This is a genomic window from Citrobacter sp. Cpo103, from assembly GCF_030332605.1.
Lineage (GTDB): Bacteria > Pseudomonadota > Gammaproteobacteria > Enterobacterales > Enterobacteriaceae > Citrobacter > Citrobacter portucalensis.
Window position 1 is genome coordinate 391,988 of record NZ_JAOWHO010000032.1, and the last position, 17,090, is coordinate 409,077.

The following is a 17,090-nucleotide window of genomic DNA, read 5'->3' on the forward strand; positions in this document are numbered from 1 at the left end:
TCTCCTCAGGAAACTGTCGCTTCAGCCAGGTTGTTGCGCACTTTGCTTTCACGCCAGAAGTAGATACCGACGTACACAAAGCACAGCATGGAGACCAGGAACGAAAGTTGCAATGAATGGAACATATCGGCCACATAGCCCTGAATCGCCGGAACTACCGCCGCACCGACAATCGCCATGACAATGACGGCACCTGCCATTTCGGTATGCTCGTTATCCACGGTATCAAGCGTACCCGCATAGATTGTCGCCCAGCAGGGTCCAAACAGGACACTCACCAGCACTGCGACATACACAGCGCTGAAGCTTGGCGCCAGTGCAACATAGACGAGGAACAGCGCACCAATAATGGAATAGAGAATCAGCACTTTTTCCGGATTGAAGCGCGTCATCAAAATGTTGGCGATAAACTTGCCGATAAAGAAGCAGGCGAAGCTATAGACCATGAAGGTTGAGGCGTCGCGCTCGTTGATATCACCTAATTCCAGTGCCAGACGGATGGTGAATGACCACACCGCGACCTGCATCCCCACATAAAGAAATTGCGCCACAATTCCACGACGGAAACGGGCATTGCTGGCCAGATAACGCAGTGTATCCATCGCTGACGGGCGTTTATGACTCGTGGTTTGCGCGACTTTACATGTCGGGAAGCGAGTCAGGAGGAATAACACCATCACCACAACCAGTACCATAATCATGTACTTGTATGGCTCAAGGGTATTTTCCAGCATCAACACTTTAAAGTTATGGATCTGCTCAGCGTTCATCCCGGCCATCTGTTTTTCCAGGCTTTCGCCCTCAGAGAAGACCAGATATTTACCTAGCAGAATGCCAGCAGCCGCACCAATAGGATAAAAAGTCTGACTGATGTTCAGGCGTAAAGTGGCATACGCTTTTGGGCCGATCATTGAGCTGTAGGTGTTGGCTGCTGTTTCCAGGAAGCTCAGACCAATCGCAATCGCGAAAATCGCCGCAAGGAACATGGTGTAGGTGGCCATGTGCGATGCCGGGAAGAAGAGCGTACACCCAACGATATAAAGGGTCAGCCCCATTAAGATGGCGACTTTATAACTGGTCTTTTTAATCACCAGAGATGCTGGAATCGCAATTAAAAAATAACCGCCATAAAAGGCACTCTGAACTAATGCCGAGGCAAAGTTGCTGAGTGAAAATACGCTTTTGAATTGCGTAATCAGAATATCATTTAATGCGGCTGCGCATCCCCATAACGGGAATAAACAGGATAACAAAATAAACTGGAACAGAGGGGTCTTATTCAAATAGCCGTCAGGCATCTGAATGATGTTTTTATCGTTCATAGTGCTACCTTTTACAGTGCAGGAGTATTATTCGTTTAAGGTAAGAAACTCATTAAATTGTTCGATGCTTGGATAAGATGATTGAGTGCCTTTCCCGGTAACGCTGAAAGCAGCGAAGAGAGCGGCTTTTTTCATGGCGGCTTCCACATCACCGCTTTGAACGTAATAGTGAGCAAAACAACCGATGAAAGCGTCGCCTGCGCCACTGGTATCGACAGCGTTCACTTTAAACGCTGGAACATGGACTTCCTGGTCACGCGTCATCCACAGCGCACCTTTCTCACCCATGGTGACGATAATATTGTTCAGACCTTTATCAACCAGAGAACGTGCCGCTGCGCGAATATGGTCATAAGTATCCACTGGCATACCGGTTAATATTTCCAACTCGGTTTCATTCGGCACAAAAAAATCACATTTACAGGCATAAGACATATCTAATTCCCGTAATGCAGGGGCGGGATTTAGTAACACTTCAATACCGTGTTTTTTGCCAAATTCAATCGCGTGATAAACGGTTTCCAGCTGCACTTCCAGTTGCAGGACAATAAGCTGACATTTTTTCAGATCTTCCGCCGCACGATCGATATCTTCCGGGGAGAGAAATTTGTTCGCTCCTTTAATAATCAGAATACTGTTGCTGGAGTTCGCATTAACAAAGATCGGTGCGACACCGCTGCTGGTGCAGGGTACCTTTTCGACATAGGTGGTATTAATTCCCCAGGATTCAAGATTGCGAATAGTGTTATCCGCAAAAATATCATCACCGACTTTTGTCAGCATCAGCACTTTAGAATTGAGCTTAGCGGCCGCAACGGCCTGATTTGCGCCTTTGCCCCCGCAGCCAATTTTGAACGCCGGTGCTTCCAGCGTTTCCCCTTCTTTGGGCATCTGGTTGATGTAGGTGATGAGATCCACCATGTTGGAGCCAATAACCGCGATATCCATTTTACTACCTCTCAGAAACAATCACACAACAATGATATTAAAATAACATTATCATGTTACTTTCGTATCATTTGTGACTAGGATCGCGATTGGAAGATCATTTTATTGTTTATTTATTGCGCTAAATGTTGCATCCACATCACACTACAAATGATGAAGTTGCTTACAATTGACTGAAAGTTAACTGGATATAATCAATAAAACGTGAAAAAACACGCTTTTATTTCCGAATAGTCAGAAGTATAGTAATGCGGCAATGCCATGTTCTCAGAAACACAAAAATGTTACTGAAGGAACATGGGAACATGATTCGTGGAGAAGCACATGGAAACTAAGCAAAAAGAACGTATTCGACGTCTGATGGAATTGTTGAAGAAGACCGACCGAATCCATCTGAAAGAGGCGGCACGAATGCTGGAAGTTTCCGTGATGACTATTCGTCGGGATCTCAGTCAGGATGACGAGCCGTTACCGCTCACGCTGCTCGGTGGTTACATTGTGATGGTGAACAAACCTGCCGCCATCGTTAACGCGCCACTCCCCGCGCAAAAACAGTATCACCGCGACGATTTACCGGTTGCCATTCTGGCTGCGGGACTGGTAAGTGAAAATGATCTGGTCTTTTTTGATAATGGTGCGGAAATGCCGTTGGTGGTCAGCATGATCCCGGACGATATTTCCTTTACCGGGATTTGCTACTCGCACCGGGTGTTCGTAGCGCTAAATGAAAAGCCCAACGCCACAGCGATTCTTTGCGGGGGGACCTACCGGGCGAAAAGTGACGCCTTTTACGACACCAGCAATCCCTCCCCGCTGGATGCACTCAACCCACGGAAAGTCTTTATCTCCGCCAGCGGAGTCCATGAGCATTTCGGCGTTAGCTGGTTCAATCCGGACGATCTGGCCACAAAACGCAAAGCGATGGAACGCGGATTACGCAAAATTCTGCTGACGCGCCACGCCCTGTTCGATGAGGTCGCCCCCGCCAGCATTGGTCCACTCTCCACCTTTGACGTACTGATAAGCGACCGTCCGTTACCGGCAGATTACGCAACCCACTGCCGGAACGGCTCTGTCAAAGTGATCACCCCGGATTCAGACGGCGACTAACTTACTCAAAGAACACGGTGATTTTGTTAAACATCGACGGATCGGACTGGTTGCGGGCCACTTTCACCACATCTTCCAGCTTGTCGATCTGGCTTATCATCTGCTCAAGACGTTGATCGTCGTTGACCAGTAGCCAGATGCGGCTCTTATCGCTGTCCTGAATCGGTAGACAGAGAATGCCTTCTACGTTGAACGCGCGGCGGGCGAACAGCCCGCAAACGTGAGTCATTACGCCCGGATGGTTGCGTACGGTGAGTTCCAGGATTACGTTGTCATGAGTCTGCTGTTGCATGGCTTATTCCCCCACCATTTCTGTGTTTGCCGCACCCGGCGGCACCATCGGGTACACTTTCTGTTCGGCATCGATGCGCACGTGGATCAGCGCAGGTCCAGGGCGATTAATAATCTCCTGCAACGCTGCCTGTGGGTCCGCTTCGTTATTCAGATCGCAGGTTTCGAGACCAAACCCGGCGGCTATCTGCATAAAGTTAATCATCCCCGGATAGGTCGCGGCAAAAACACCCTGCTTATAGAACAGACTCTGCTGCTGATATACAAGACCCAACGCTTCGTTATTCATCAGGATGATTTTAATATCCAGCTGATTTTCGCTGGCTGTCGCCATTTCCTGAATATTCATCATCAGGCTGCCGTCGCCGGAGAAGCACAGCACTTTTTTGTCTGGATTGGCCAGCGCTGCACCAATTGCCGCTGGCAGGCCAAAGCCCATGGTCCCCAGACCGCCGGAGGTCAGCCACTGACGCGGACGGTTCAGCGGATAAGCCTGTGCCGCCCACATCTGATGCTGGCCTACGTCGGTGGTGATAATGGCGCTGTCGTCTACGCAGGCAGCCACGGCGTTGATCAATCCATAATGGCTGAGCGGGTCGCTTTCCTGCGGAATAGTGCAAGGGAATTCACGTTGTAAATCGGCCACCGTCTGATGCCACGACTCTCGCGGCTGCGCGTCAATTAATGGGATCAATTGCGCCAGCACCTCATCGACATCCGCCTGAATCGCCACGTGCGGTTGTTTGATTTTACCCAGCTCCGCGCGGTCGATATCCACGTGAATGATTTTGGCGTTCGGGCAGAACTGCTCGGTTTTACCAATCGCCCGGTCATCAAAACGTGCGCCCAGAACAATCAATAAATCCGCTTCTTGCAGAATAAAGTTAGTGCTGCGAGCGCCGTGCATGCCCAGCATGCCTAACGACAGCGGATGCGCTTTCGGCAGCATACCGAGCGCCATTAAGGTCATGGTGGTGGGCAGCGTCGCTTTTTCTGCCAGTTCGCGCACGCGCTCAGGTGCGTTAATCACGCCGCCGCCGAGGTACAGCACCGGACGCTGTGCGGCGTTAATCATGGCTGCGGCATCGCGAATGCTGTCCTGGCTGAACGCTGGTGCCGCCATTTTCTGCGCGGGCTCCGGCATCTCTTCAATGTCAAAAACAGCGGTTTGAATATCCTTAGGAATGTCTATCCACACCGGGCCTGGACGTCCGGACTGCGCAATGCGGAACGCATCGCTCATGACCTGCGGTAATTCACTGATATGGCGGACCAGATAGTTGTGCTTAGTGATGGGGATAGAGATGCCGTAGGTGTCGACTTCCTGGAAGGCGTCGGTGCCGATCATTGAAGCCGGAACCTGCCCGGTGATACACACCAGCGGGATGGAATCCAGACGCGCATCGGCAATGGCGGTCACCAGATTGGTTGCACCCGGTCCGCTGCAGGCCATACAGACGGCGGGTTTGCCATCAGTTCTCGCCATTCCCTGCGCGATAAACCCTGCTCCTTGCTCGTGGCGCGCCAGGATATGACGGATTTGCGTGCTTTGACTTAAGGCGTCATAGACGGGAAGAATCGATCCGCCGGGAATACCGGTAACAACCTGAATACCCTGGCGTTCCAGGAAATGAACGATGAATTCTGCGCCCGTAAAACGCGTACGCTTGGATGTTATGCCCGAACTTGCCATGCTCCAGTCCTTTTATTCTGGGCCTTTGCTCCGGGCAGGTCTCTGAAACGAAAAACCCCGCCCGGTTTGCGCCGGCGGGGTTTTGGAATCGTGTGTTGATTCGGACCCTACGGCGCATTGCCGACGACCACCACCACACGCACGACGACCGCTGCGCGAGATGGCGCAGTTTTTAGTAGGGTCGCAGTCAGCATGGAAGGGTTCATTAGGGACCTGTCTGTTTGTTGATTAACTGGATTTATACAAACACAGGTTTTTCAGCGTGACAATGGAAAAATTTTCATCTGCATAAAAATGCGTCAATGATCACATTTCGTTGTGCATTGCTGAAAAACAAAAAACCCCGCCGGAGCGAGGTTTTTTTCAGTGCTGTGCGGTTGGTAGCCGCCGAACACACTGTGTTATGTCAACGAAAAAAGTATACGCGTTCTGCGAAGAACACGCAATTTCGGCACGAATTTTGATGGTTTTGAGTATGGAACATGAATAGCGTAACATCCATAAAATACTGTTAATTTATACAGTATTTATCTATAATGTCTCGGTACGCAAGGTGTTATGCGGGGGCCGCATCGTAAACCGGCGCATCAAAGTCCTGGCTGAAACGGGTGGTGCCGTCAGCGCCTTAACCCCCGTGTGAGCACACTGTGTTATGTCAACAAAGGTGCTGGCAACAGGCAGCGGCGAGGTACGTCAGCACCGTGCTCCTTGTACCAAAAGGAGAGCGTATGAGCCTCGTGGATATCGCTATTCTTATCCTCAAACTCATTGTTGCAGTACTGCAACTACTTGATGCCGTTCTGAAATACGTTAAGTAATTCAGATTCAAGTCGCACCTAAGGGGGGCGGGTAACACTCCGCTCCCCTTTCACCTTCTCCCTGGTGCTTGTGTCGCGCCAATATGTTACGTTTTTATGACATTCTCAGGGAAGAATTCCACCATGACGCTTTCTGTTTTCTGCATTTTGCTGTTCGCCGCGCTGCTGCATGCCAGCTGGAATGCCATTGTTAAAGCTGGAAACGATAAACTGTACTCAGCGATCGGTGTCAGCGGTTCTGCTGCAATTATGGCATTGATTTTCTTACCCTTTGCGCCTCAACCTTCCGCCGCCAGCCTGCCGTTTTTAGCCGTCTCAACTGCGTTGCAAATTGTATATACCGTCCTGGTCGCCAAAACCTATCAGGTTTCGGATATGAGCCAGACCTATCCGTTAATGCGCGGCACAGCGCCGCTGCTGGTCGCAATTATCAGCGTCCTGTTTCTTGGCGATAGCCTCTCTATTCTAGCCTGGGTGGGGATTGCCACGATCTGTCTGGCGATCCTCGGCATGGCGTTTAACGGACGCAGCAGCTCGCAAAGCGGGATCGTGCTGGCGCTCATTAACGCCTGCTTTATCGCCGGATATACGCTGGTTGATGGCACCGGCGTACGTTTATCAGAAACCGCGCTGGGTTATACGCTGTGGACCTTCTTTCTGAACGGCTCCTGCCTGCTGGGCTGGGCGATGATTGCCCGACGCCGGGAAGCGTCACGCTATCTGGTACAGCAGTGGAAGAAAGGTATTCTTGGCGGAATTGGCACAATGGGTTCTTACGGTCTGGCGCTGTGGGCCATGACTCAGGCTCCGTTGGCGGTAGTCGCTGCGCTGCGTGAAACTTCCATCCTGTTTGGCGCGCTGCTCGCGTGGCTGCTACTGAAAGAGAAGGTTGCCGGAATACGTCTTGTTGCGGCTGGAGGCATTGCCATAGGCGCAGTTTTGCTACGCTTATCATGACCTCTGTAAACCCGATGCAATCCGGCAACATTTGTTGCCGCTTTTTGTTTACATTTCCTGCCGTTCATCGTTTAAACATTCCAGCCCACTATCTGGCCTTCTTTTTCTGTTGTGGTAGATTCCACGCGCATTTACGGGAAAGTGCAGCACCTTATTCTTATTTTTTCACTTTTTGAAAAGTAATCAGCGAAATGAAAAGGCATAGAAGCGTCAATTTGTTGTTGATGTTGGTATTACTGGTGGCGGTAGGTCAGATGGCGCAAACCATTTATATCCCCGCGATTGCTGATATGGCACGTGAACTGAACGTTCGCGAAGGGGCGGTGCAAAGCGTGATGGCCGCCTATCTGTTGACCTACGGTCTGTCACAACTGATTTACGGCCCACTTTCCGATCGCGTTGGCCGCCGCCCGGTGATCCTCGCCGGGATGTCCATTTTTATGCTGGCTACGCTGGTCGCCATAACCACCCACAGCCTGACGGTATTGATTATCGCCAGCGCAATACAGGGGATGGGAACGGGCGTCGGCGGTGTGATGGCGCGAACGTTACCGCGCGACCTGTACGAAGGCACGCAGTTACGCCACGCTAATAGCCTGTTAAACATGGGGATTCTTGTCAGCCCACTGCTGGCACCATTGATTGGCGGTATGCTGGATACCCTGTGGAACTGGCGTGCCTGTTACATCTTCCTGCTGGTGCTGTGCGCAGGCGTCACGTTTAGCATGGCGCGTTGGATGCCGGAAACGCGCCCCGCAGGTGCTCCGCGTCCACGGCTTATCGCCAGCTACAAAACGCTGTTTGGCAACAGCTCTTTCACCTGTTACGTGCTGATGCTGATCGGCGGCCTGGCGGGCGTTGCGGTCTTCGAAGCCTGTTCCGGTGTGTTGTTAGGCGCGCGTCTCGGCTTAAGCAGCATGGTGGTCAGTATCCTGTTTATTCTACCCATTCCGGCGGCGTTTTTTGGTGCCTGGTTCGCCGGTCGCCCGAATAAGCGTTTCTCGACGCTAATGTGGCAGTCGGTTATCTGCTGTCTGGTCGCCGGTTTGATGATGTGGATCCCTGGTCTGTTCGACGTGATGAACGTCTGGACGCTGCTGGTTCCCGCCGCACTGTTTTTCTTCGGCGCCGGGATGCTGTTTCCGCTGGCAACCAGCGGCGCAATGGAGCCTTTCCCGTTCCTGGCCGGTACTGCTGGTGCGCTGGTTGGTGGATTACAAAACATTGGTTCCGGCGTGCTGGCGTGGTTCTCCGCCATGCTGCCGCAGACCGGGCAAGCCAGTCTGGGCCTGCTGATGACCCTTATGGGGCTGTTGATTTTTGTTTGCTGGCTTCCGCTGGCGTCACGCGTGTCGCATCAGGGACAGGCGGTTTAAGCGTATGATGGCCCGGCTTCTCGCCGGGCTTTTCACACTCAGGGGCAATCATGGTATTCAACAACGGCTCCAGCGCCGGACGCCATGCCCCTTCCTCACCATCATAGAACTGCGTATCCGCATTGATAGCATAGGGAATTTTCGCTTTCTTCAGCTCGCAAGCCATAAAGCGGGCAAACGCCATTTGCGAGGCAGAAGGCGCGTTCCTGATGGTTTCTCCCGGCGACCAGCCTCCTACCCAACTAACATGACCGGTTTTCTGCTGCCAGTGAATGGCGGTATTGATACGGGCGCGAATGGCGGCCTTTTCTGCCGCTGTCCCTGAGGTCCACGGGTATTTACCGTTATTTTTCAGCGGCCCCCACGGGAAGATATGCCATTGAGCCAACACGGTATTCTGACTTTGCGGCGGCAACTTTAGGTTGGGCAAATCTTCCGGAGCGGCATGCAGTTTCGGCGCGATAAATATCATTCGCTGTGGATCGATGGCATGGATGGTACGGATGGTTTTGTCATACACCCTATTGAGCGACGCCTGATTATGGTTGAGCTTATCAGAGGGTTCATATATCAGGTCGAAACCCAGCAACGGCGAACTTTGACCAAAGTAATGCGCCACCGCCACCCACCAGTTAACCACCTCTTTTTCGTTACTGGCACTGGGGTCTTTTTTATACTCGTCAGCCTGATAGGCGATTATCGGGATCACGCCATACTGCTCGCAGGCTTCCACCAGCTTGCGCAGATGAATGAGCCGCGCCTCCGTAGGCTCACCCGCCACGCGAATGCGCACGTGGGTCAACCCTTTCGCCTTATAATCCCTCACCACCAGCGGATCGAATTCACGGATGCCCCGATCGGTACGCGCCCAATCTACGTCCATCCCAACCCCAAGCTGCTGCACATACTGCGCCGCCGTCAACGCAGGTTGCGCGGCACACACGGTGGCGCTGGCCAACAGTAAAAGGGAAACAATCGGCTTTAACACGGTCGTCCTTACGCAAATCATCAGGAGTGATATCACGTATTTAGCACGCTTTTTCACTTTCCGTGTAGAGCGAAAGCGTAAAAAATATTCGCGACCCGCTTATTTAACCTGCTCCTGTAGCCAGCCAATAAACGCCTCGATTTTCGGCCACTGCCTGCCGGGCAGCGTAGTGATGTAGTAATGTTGATGGCATTTCAGCGCCATATCGCCAAAAGGCGCAATCAATTCTCCGCTGTCGAGGCGTTTTTGCACCAGCCGTTTTCGGCCCATCGCCACGCCGATATGGTTCATTGCCGCAATCACTGCTAAATCAGAACGATCAAAACCAATCCCCGACGATGTCGGCAAATTCGCCGCAAAATGCTGCGCCCAACTGTGCCACTCATCGGTCCCGGAATCGTTACTCCACGCCTGTCTGTCGTGCAGCAACGTACAGTGCGGCAAATTCACCAGCGAACCGGTAAGGTCATGGCGGCGGGCGTAGTCCGGGCTGCACACCGGCAGGATCTCTTCATCCATCAGGAAGTGATGCGTGAGTTGCGCGGAGGGTGCATCGTCAAAATAGATGGCGAGATCGATACCCGCACGCTGTAGATTGACGTTGTCGTTCCCGGTCAACATGGTTAGCGAAATTGACGGATAGCGACGGGTAAAGTCGCCGAGCGCCGGAACCAGCCAGCACTGGGCGATAGAAGGCCGTGAGTAGACGGTGAGCGTCCCCGAGAGCTCCTGATTCTTAATATCAAGAATCTCCTGGTTGAGCGTGTCCAGTGACGATTTCAGCGCCCAAAATACCCGCTTACCCTCATGAGTGAGTTCCACTTTGCGATGAGAACGAACAAATAATTGGATGCCAAGCTCATCTTCAAGCTGATTTATGCGATGGCTGACGGCGCTGGGACTCAATGACAGCTCGTCTGCTGCCAGCGCAAACGACTGATGCCGGGCCGCCACTTCAAAAGTATACAGCTTTGACAGCTGCCAGCCGTTGAGCAGCCGGTTTCTGACTTTGCGTAGGGGATCCATTCTCACCTCCTTTCCTTCTGATTCATGCGCTGGAGTGTAAAAAAGTTCGCTGCAAAAATCAGCTCAAAGGTGAATCAAAGTGAACCATATCGCATAAGCAAAGCGCAATTAGACATAAATCACTCATTTGATGCAATCTGGCTCATGTGAAGGGGGATTCATATCGTTTGTCAGACCATGCCTTATTTTTGTCCAATAACCCTATATTAATCACAGGGCAAGGTGAGTTATGCACTCTCAAATCTGGGTTGTGAGCACGCTGCTGATAAGCATCGTGTTAATCGTTTTGACCATCGTGAAGTTCAAATTCCACCCGTTTCTGGCGCTGCTGCTAGCCAGCTTCTTCGTGGGTACAATGATGGGCATGGGGCCGCTGGATATGGTCAATGCCATTGAGAGTGGCATCGGCGGTACGCTGGGCTTCCTCGCCGCGGTTATCGGCCTTGGGACCATTCTGGGCAAAATGATGGAAGTATCCGGCGCGGCTGAACGCATTGGCCTGACGCTCCAGCGCTGCCGTTGGCTATCCGCCGACGTCATAATGGTACTGGTTGGGTTGATTTGCGGGATCACGCTGTTTGTGGAAGTCGGCGTGGTGCTGTTGATTCCGCTGGCTTTTTCGATTGCCAAAAAGACCAATACCTCACTGCTGAAGCTGGCGATCCCGCTGTGTACGGCGCTGATGGCGGTGCACTGCGTCGTCCCGCCGCATCCGGCTGCCCTGTTCGTGGCGAACAAGCTGGGCGCGGACATTGGCACGGTGATTGTCTACGGCTTACTGGTCGGCTTGATGGCCTCGCTGATCGGTGGTCCTCTGTACCTGAAATTCCTGGGTAACCGTCTGCCGTTTAAACCGGTTCCGGCTGAGTTTTCTGACCTTAAAGTGCGTGACGAAAGTACGCTACCGTCGCTGGGTGCTACGCTGTTTACCGTTCTGCTGCCGATTGGCCTGATGCTGGTAAAAACCGTCGCTGAGCTGAACATGGCGAAAGGCAGCACGGTGTATACGCTGCTGGAGTTTATTGGTAACCCGATCACCGCGATGTTTATTGCCGTTTTCGTGGCCTATTACATCCTCGGCCTGCGTCAGCACATCGGTATGGGTACGTTGCTGACTCACACTGAAAACGGTTTTGGCTCCATTGCTAACATTTTGCTGATTATCGGTGCAGGCGGCGCGTTCAACGCTATCCTCAAGAGCAGCGGGCTGGCGGATACTCTTGCACTGATCCTCTCGAACATGCATATGCACCCGATTCTGCTGGCGTGGCTGGTGGCGTTAATCCTGCATGCCGCGGTGGGTTCCGCCACGGTGGCAATGATGGGCGCCACGGCAATCGTTGCACCGATGCTGCCGCTCTATCCCAACGTCAGCCCGGAGATCATCGCCATTGCTATCGGTTCCGGCGCTATTGGCTGCACGATCGTTACCGATTCCCTCTTCTGGCTGGTGAAGCAGTACTGCGGCGCCACCCTGAATGAGACGTTCAAATACTATACGACCGCGACATTTATCGCGTCCGTGATTGCACTGGTTTGCACATTCCTGCTTTCCTTTATTATTTAAGCGCAAAGAGACTGACTATGGAAAATATTCAAACACTTATCGCCCAGTATCCTTTAGTGGAAGACCTGGTCGCTCTCAAGGAGACGACCTGGTTTAACCCTGGCACCACCTCTCTTGCGGAAGGTTTACCGTACGTTGGCCTGACCGAGCACGATGTTCAGGATGCCCACGCCCGTCTGACGCGCTTTGCTCCGTACCTGGCAAAGGCATTCCCGGAAACCGCGGCCACCGGCGGTATTATTGAATCTGAGCTGGCCGCGATTCCGGCCATGCAAAAGCGGCTGGAGAAAGAGTATGGGCAGCGCATCAATGGCGAAATTCTGCTGAAGAAAGACAGTCACCTGCCAATTTCTGGCTCGATTAAAGCCCGTGGTGGCATTTATGAAGTACTTACCCACGCGGAAAAACTGGCGCTGGAAGCCGGTCTGCTGACCACACAAGACGATTACAGCGTTCTGCTTTCGCCCGAGTTCAAACAGTTCTTCAGCCAGTACAGCATCGCGGTAGGCTCCACCGGTAACCTCGGCATGTCGATTGGCATTATGAGCGCCCGTATCGGCTTTAAGGTGACGGTGCATATGTCTGCCGACGCTCGCGCATGGAAAAAAGCCAAACTGCGCAGCCACGGTGTGACGGTCGTGGAGTATGAAGAAGATTACGGCGTGGCGGTTGAACAGGGCCGTAAGGCGGCAGAGTCTGATCCAAACTGCTTCTTTATCGATGATGAAAACTCGCGCACGCTGTTTTTAGGCTATGCGGTGGCCGGACAGCGCTTAAAGGCGCAGTTTGCCCAGCAGGGGCGCGTGGTGGATGCAGACCATCCACTGTTTGTTTACCTGCCATGCGGCGTCGGCGGTGGCCCTGGCGGCGTGGCGTTTGGCCTGAAGCTGGCGTTTGGCGATAACGTGCACTGCTTCTTCGCAGAACCAACCCATTCACCGTGCATGCTGCTGGGGATTTATACCGGACTGCACGATACGATTTCCGTGCAGGATATTGGCATCGACAACCTGACGGCGGCTGATGGGCTGGCTGTCGGCCGTGCGTCTGGCTTTGTTGGCCGGGCAATGGAACGTCTGCTCGACGGTCTGTACACCCTGGACGATCAGACTATGTACGACATGCTGGGCTGGCTGGCGCAGGAAGAAGGTATTCGCCTCGAACCGTCAGCGCTGGCAGGGATGGCCGGTCCGCAACACGTTTGCGCCTCTGCTGACTATCAGCACATGCACGGCTTCAGCGCGGATCAGCTCAATAACGCTACCCATCTGGTGTGGGCGACCGGCGGCGGAATGGTCCCGGAAGATGAAATGGCGCAATATCTGGCCAAAGGACGTTAAATACCGCTGAGCTTAACGCAGCATCGCCATCAGCTCCATCGGTGAGCGATGCTGCTTAAGCAGATCACGCATCACGCGCATATGCGGTGCGGTATGGCTGAAGAAAGCCTGATAGCCTGCACACAGCACGCCCTTTCCATTGTCCTCGCAGTACGCAGGACAATCACCGTGGTAATACTGAAACAATGAGCATGTCTGGCAACGCGTATTCATTGATGACATGGTCTGTCGTTCAATCTGTGCCGTCAGACCACACCACTGGCGAAGCGTTTTATCGAAAAGCTGGATAGATATCTGATTAATATCTTCACGTACCCAGATATCAAATATCGTAATTAAAAATCGGCCCCACGCCTCAGACGTAACCGATTCGTCTGTCAGATGACCTGAACCATCGTGCTTAACCAGCGGAATAAATTGTACCAGGCGAACATTTCCTTGTTGCAAACCACGGTACACTTCAACCGGTTGTAAACACTTCTGATGGTCAATCACCACGTTTAAAACATCATCACTAACATCCATGTTCTCACATCCTGTCATGCAAAATTCCCGATAAATACGATAAGTTGGCGAACATGCGTTACAGCAAACAGCATTGCGAGGGATAACACCGCGAGGGAGATCATAAATTTGTCACGCACCGCGCGAGATTCAGAAAAATCGCTATGACTCACATCCATCAGATTACGGCTGCGGGTGTAGCGCCAGAGGATAATCGCCACTATCACCAGCACAACTACCGATATCCAGAACAGCACTCCCGCCTGGTGCCAGTTGTGCTTAATCGCCAGCGCCATTAACGCGCCATAGCCCAACAACGTGCGAAACCAGGCAAGTGAAGTCCGCTCCGGTTGTAACCCCGGGTCAGCGATGCGTCGCGATTTGCGGCTATCCGGCATACAGCACCAGCGTCATGACAATCACCGCCACAATAGTCAGCATGACGCTGATAATCAGCAGGCTGTGGGTGTAGGGCAAGTCCTCTTTCAGTCGCATCGCCTTTTCATTACGTAGCCAGCGCAGGTAGCCGTAGATCGCCAGACCGCCGGCAAACAGACACAGCAACAAGGCAAGCGCCTCACGGATGACCGGCGTGGCAAAATCCGGGGCCAGTTGATCAAGGCCAACCCCCGCCGCCAGAAATCCGAGCGCGGTGCGGATCCACGCCAGAAAAGTACGCTCATTTGCCAGTGAGAAGCGATAATCCGGTGCTTCTCCAAGGCGAGAAATCTTCATGACAGCTCCTTAAATATTGTTGTCTGGTCGTTATACCGGAACAGTTAAGGAGTATGAACCTGATTCTCAAACGAGAGGGCGAGTCGGGTGATGAGACAATGGGAAAGAGAGAGGGTGTTTGTAATGCCGGATGGTGAGTTGCGTTTTATCCGGCCTACAGGAGATGCAGGCCGGATAAGTCAGTTTTAACCTAATCCCCAGAAGATCACCGCCAGCAGCTGTGGCGTGATAATCCTCAGGAACATAACCAGCGGATAAACGGTGGCGTAGGAGAGCGCTGCCGCCCCGCTGGTAGCATGCAGGTTATTAGCAAACGCCAGAGCCGGGGGATCGGTCATTGAGCCAGCCAGCATGCCGCACAGCGTCAGATAGTTCATTTTGACAAATAGACGAGCTAACAAACCCACGGTAATCAGCGGAATCGCAGTAATGAAAATACCGTAACCCACCCAGCTCAGGCCATCGCCCTGCGTCAGAGTATCGACAAAATCACCGCCTGACTTCAGACCAACTACCGCGAGAAACAGCACGATACCCAACTCTCGCAGCGCCAGGTTAGCACTGGGAGGCATAAACCAGTACAGCTTACCAATGCTGCCAATACGCCCCAGGATCAAGGCCATAATCAGCGGCCCACCGGCCAGACCCAGTTTTAACGCCACCGGAAACCCTGGGATGAACAGCGGGATTGAACCCAGTAGAACACCCAGCCCGATACCGATAAATACCGGCAGCATCTGCACTTGCTGCAGTTTTTGCTGCGCGTTACCCACAACATTGGCAACGGCATCAATAGACGAAGGGCGCCCCACCAGATTGAGGATATCCCCGAATTGCAGGCTGGCGTCGCTGCTGGCTACCAGCTCAACACCCGCACGGTTCAGGCGGGAAATCACCACGTCGTAACGTTCTTTAAAGTGCAGGTCACGGATACGTTTACCCAGCACCTGCTCGTTAGTCACCACCACGCGTTCGACGCGTAAATCGGTACCTCGCGTAGACAGCGATGTATCCACCTCCTGCCCAATCACCACCTGCGCGTTATGCAGGTCAGCAGGCTGCCCGACCAGGTGGAGCAGGTCGCCCAACTGGATAACTGTCCCTGGCGACGGCACCATCAATGTCTCGTCACGTTTCAGACGCGAGCAGATAATTTTGTCGCTGTTCAGAATCGGGACATCCTGAATCGCCATATTGTTGATGTTTGGGTTTTCCACGCGGATGTTCATCGTCTGAATCAGCGCGTGTCCGTTGGTTAACGTGGATTCATGCTGCTGGGCTTCAGCATCGACGTTAACGCGGAAAATAAGGCGCATCAGCCACATGGTGAGTAAAATTCCGCAAATGCCGAAAGGATAAGCCATGGCATAGCTCATCCCCATCTGGTCAACCACATCGCCAGGCGTACCCAAATCGCGCAGAATTTGCTGCCCCGCACCTAACGCCGGGGTATTGGTGACCGCTCCAGAGAATATTCCCAGCACCACAGGGAGAGGAATGGCAAAAATCTTATGCAGGATCGCGGTGACCAGGCCACCCATGATGACAATCAGCACAGCAAACAGATTCAGCCGCAGGCCCGAAACGCGCAGAGAAGCAAAAAAGCCCGGCCCCACCTGAATACCAATGGTGTAGACGAAAAGAATCAGGCCAAATTCCTGAATAAAATGCAGCATGTCGCCGCTCAGGGTCATCCCTGCCTGATCGACAAAATGCCCGACAATAATGCCGCCGAACAGCACACCTCCAATGCCAAAACCCACACCACGTATTTTTATGTTGCCGATCCATAACCCGACAACTGCCACCAATGCCAGAACGCTGACCGTCAATGCTATATCACTCATATCCTGTTCCCTGTGAATAACATCATTAAGTAAATGGATTCTCGCAGAGTACAGTCGCAATGTATGGGTGGTAAAGCACAAAAAAGCCCCGTCATTTCTGGCGGGGCAAAGGCATGGAGCTATTTAACTATCTAATGCGGGACGTTCGCTGATGGCGATACGTTGTGGAGCAATGGTTTCAGGTTCATTCCGGGTCAAATCAATATGCAGCAAGCCGTTAGTGAAGCTTGCGCCGGAGACCTCCATATTTTCAGCCAGCGTAAAGCTCAGGCTGAACGGCTGAGTGACCAGCCCCTGATGCAACCATTTGGTCTCTTTTTCCGGCTGCTGCGGCGTACCTTTCACTGTCAGGCGCGTGCCTTCCAGTTGAATATCCAGATCTTCCTGGCGGAAACCGGCTAACGCAAGGGTAATGCGGTAGTGGTTATCATCGCTCTTTTCGATGTTATAAGGCGGGAAGCTCTGGCTTTCACCGGTGTTTTGCAAGGCATTGGCCAGTTTGTCAAAACCGATCCATTGACGCAGCAGTGGGGATAAATCGTAGTTACGCATAATAATCTCCTTCTAA

At 52.6% G+C, this 17,090-nt stretch carries 18 protein-coding genes; 6 read left to right on the forward strand and 12 right to left on the reverse strand.

Translation table 11 applies throughout. The annotated features are described in order from the left end of the window. Positions 1-5 precede the first annotated feature (5 nt). Positions 6-1,322 carry an L-fucose:H+ symporter permease gene (gene fucP / locus OGX89_RS14505; protein WP_003827126.1) on the reverse strand — a complete coding sequence of 439 codons (1,317 nt, stop codon included), beginning with the start codon at positions 1,320-1,322 and terminating at the stop codon, positions 6-8. Positions 1,323-1,349: 27 nt separating this feature from the next. Continuing rightward, positions 1,350-2,270 (reverse strand): ribokinase, encoded by a 921-nt coding sequence (gene rbsK, locus OGX89_RS14510; protein WP_003827124.1) that lies wholly within the window; start codon positions 2,268-2,270, stop codon positions 1,350-1,352. 324 nt (positions 2,271-2,594) lie between these two features. Here rbsK and OGX89_RS14515 point away from each other — a divergent pair, with 324 nt between their 5' ends. After that, positions 2,595-3,380 (forward strand): DeoR family transcriptional regulator, encoded by a 786-nt coding sequence (locus tag OGX89_RS14515; RefSeq protein WP_003827122.1) that lies wholly within the window; start codon positions 2,595-2,597, stop codon positions 3,378-3,380. A gap of 1 nt (position 3,381) precedes the next feature. On the opposite strand, the gene ilvN is transcribed toward OGX89_RS14515, so the two are convergent. The 3 genes from ilvN to ivbL all read right to left on the reverse strand — a co-directional run bounded on the left by ilvN (position 3,382) and on the right by ivbL (position 5,570). Then, on the reverse strand, positions 3,382-3,672 hold the full coding sequence (ilvN, locus tag OGX89_RS14520) for an acetolactate synthase small subunit (protein ID WP_003023914.1): 291 nt from the start codon (positions 3,670-3,672) through the stop codon (positions 3,382-3,384). A 3-nt stretch (positions 3,673-3,675) separates the two neighbouring features. After that, the gene (gene ilvB / locus OGX89_RS14525; protein WP_126956552.1) at positions 3,676-5,364 is read right to left on the reverse strand and encodes an acetolactate synthase large subunit; all 1,689 of its coding nucleotides are present in this window, start codon (positions 5,362-5,364) and stop codon (positions 3,676-3,678) included. Positions 5,365-5,471: 107 nt separating this feature from the next. After that, a complete protein-coding gene (gene ivbL, locus OGX89_RS14530) occupies positions 5,472-5,570 on the reverse strand; it encodes an ilvB operon leader peptide IvbL (RefSeq protein WP_003827118.1) in 99 nt (32 codons plus the stop codon). Positions 5,571-6,092: 522 nt separating this feature from the next. On the opposite strand from ivbL, the gene tisB reads away from it, so the two are divergent. From tisB to emrD, 3 genes are all read left to right on the forward strand, one after another. Then, entirely contained in the window at positions 6,093-6,182 is a 90-nt protein-coding gene (gene tisB, locus OGX89_RS14535) for a type I toxin-antitoxin system toxin TisB (protein WP_126956554.1), read from the forward strand. A 123-nt stretch (positions 6,183-6,305) separates the two neighbouring features. Continuing rightward, entirely contained in the window at positions 6,306-7,139 is an 834-nt protein-coding gene (locus OGX89_RS14540) for an EamA family transporter (RefSeq protein WP_126956556.1), read from the forward strand. Between the two features lie 191 nt (positions 7,140-7,330). Next, positions 7,331-8,515 (forward strand): multidrug efflux MFS transporter EmrD, encoded by a 1,185-nt coding sequence (emrD, locus tag OGX89_RS14545; RefSeq protein WP_032934162.1) that lies wholly within the window; start codon positions 7,331-7,333, stop codon positions 8,513-8,515. Here the strand turns inward: emrD and OGX89_RS14550 are convergent. After that, positions 8,442-9,524 carry a cellulase family glycosylhydrolase gene (locus OGX89_RS14550; RefSeq protein WP_032934161.1) on the reverse strand — a complete coding sequence of 361 codons (1,083 nt, stop codon included), beginning with the start codon at positions 9,522-9,524 and terminating at the stop codon, positions 8,442-8,444. The two genes, emrD and OGX89_RS14550, sit on opposite strands and share 74 nt — an antisense overlap. A 78-nt stretch (positions 9,525-9,602) precedes the next feature. Then, entirely contained in the window at positions 9,603-10,529 is a 927-nt protein-coding gene (gene dsdC / locus OGX89_RS14555; RefSeq protein WP_126956558.1) for a DNA-binding transcriptional regulator DsdC, read from the reverse strand. Positions 10,530-10,758: 229 nt separating this feature from the next. Here dsdC and dsdX point away from each other — a divergent pair, with 229 nt between their 5' ends. Further along, entirely contained in the window at positions 10,759-12,096 is a 1,338-nt protein-coding gene (gene dsdX, locus OGX89_RS14560) for a D-serine transporter DsdX (protein WP_126956560.1), read from the forward strand. Between the two features lie 17 nt (positions 12,097-12,113). Next, positions 12,114-13,436, forward strand: coding sequence for a D-serine ammonia-lyase (dsdA, locus tag OGX89_RS14565; RefSeq protein ID WP_003827105.1), 1,323 nt, complete (start codon positions 12,114-12,116; stop codon positions 13,434-13,436). 12 nt (positions 13,437-13,448) lie between these two features. Here the strand turns inward: dsdA and OGX89_RS14570 are convergent, their stop codons facing one another. From OGX89_RS14570 to ibpB, 5 genes are all read right to left on the reverse strand, one after another. Next, on the reverse strand, positions 13,449-13,961 hold the full coding sequence (locus OGX89_RS14570) for a radical SAM protein (RefSeq protein WP_126956562.1): 513 nt from the start codon (positions 13,959-13,961) through the stop codon (positions 13,449-13,451). A gap of 14 nt (positions 13,962-13,975) precedes the next feature. Then, positions 13,976-14,338, reverse strand: a complete 363-nt coding sequence (locus tag OGX89_RS14575; protein ID WP_003827101.1) for a DUF202 domain-containing protein — start codon at positions 14,336-14,338, stop codon at positions 13,976-13,978. Further along, on the reverse strand, positions 14,328-14,675 hold the full coding sequence (locus OGX89_RS14580) for a YidH family protein (RefSeq protein WP_003023888.1): 348 nt from the start codon (positions 14,673-14,675) through the stop codon (positions 14,328-14,330). Before OGX89_RS14580 ends, OGX89_RS14575 begins: the two co-directional genes overlap by 11 nt. 185 nt (positions 14,676-14,860) lie before the next feature. After that, complete coding sequence (locus OGX89_RS14585) at positions 14,861-16,522, reverse strand: putative transporter (RefSeq protein WP_003827099.1); 1,662 nt, start codon at positions 16,520-16,522, stop codon at positions 14,861-14,863. A gap of 123 nt (positions 16,523-16,645) precedes the next feature. Beyond that, positions 16,646-17,074 (reverse strand): small heat shock chaperone IbpB, encoded by a 429-nt coding sequence (gene ibpB, locus OGX89_RS14590; protein ID WP_003827096.1) that lies wholly within the window; start codon positions 17,072-17,074, stop codon positions 16,646-16,648. Positions 17,075-17,090: the final 16 nt, after the last annotated feature.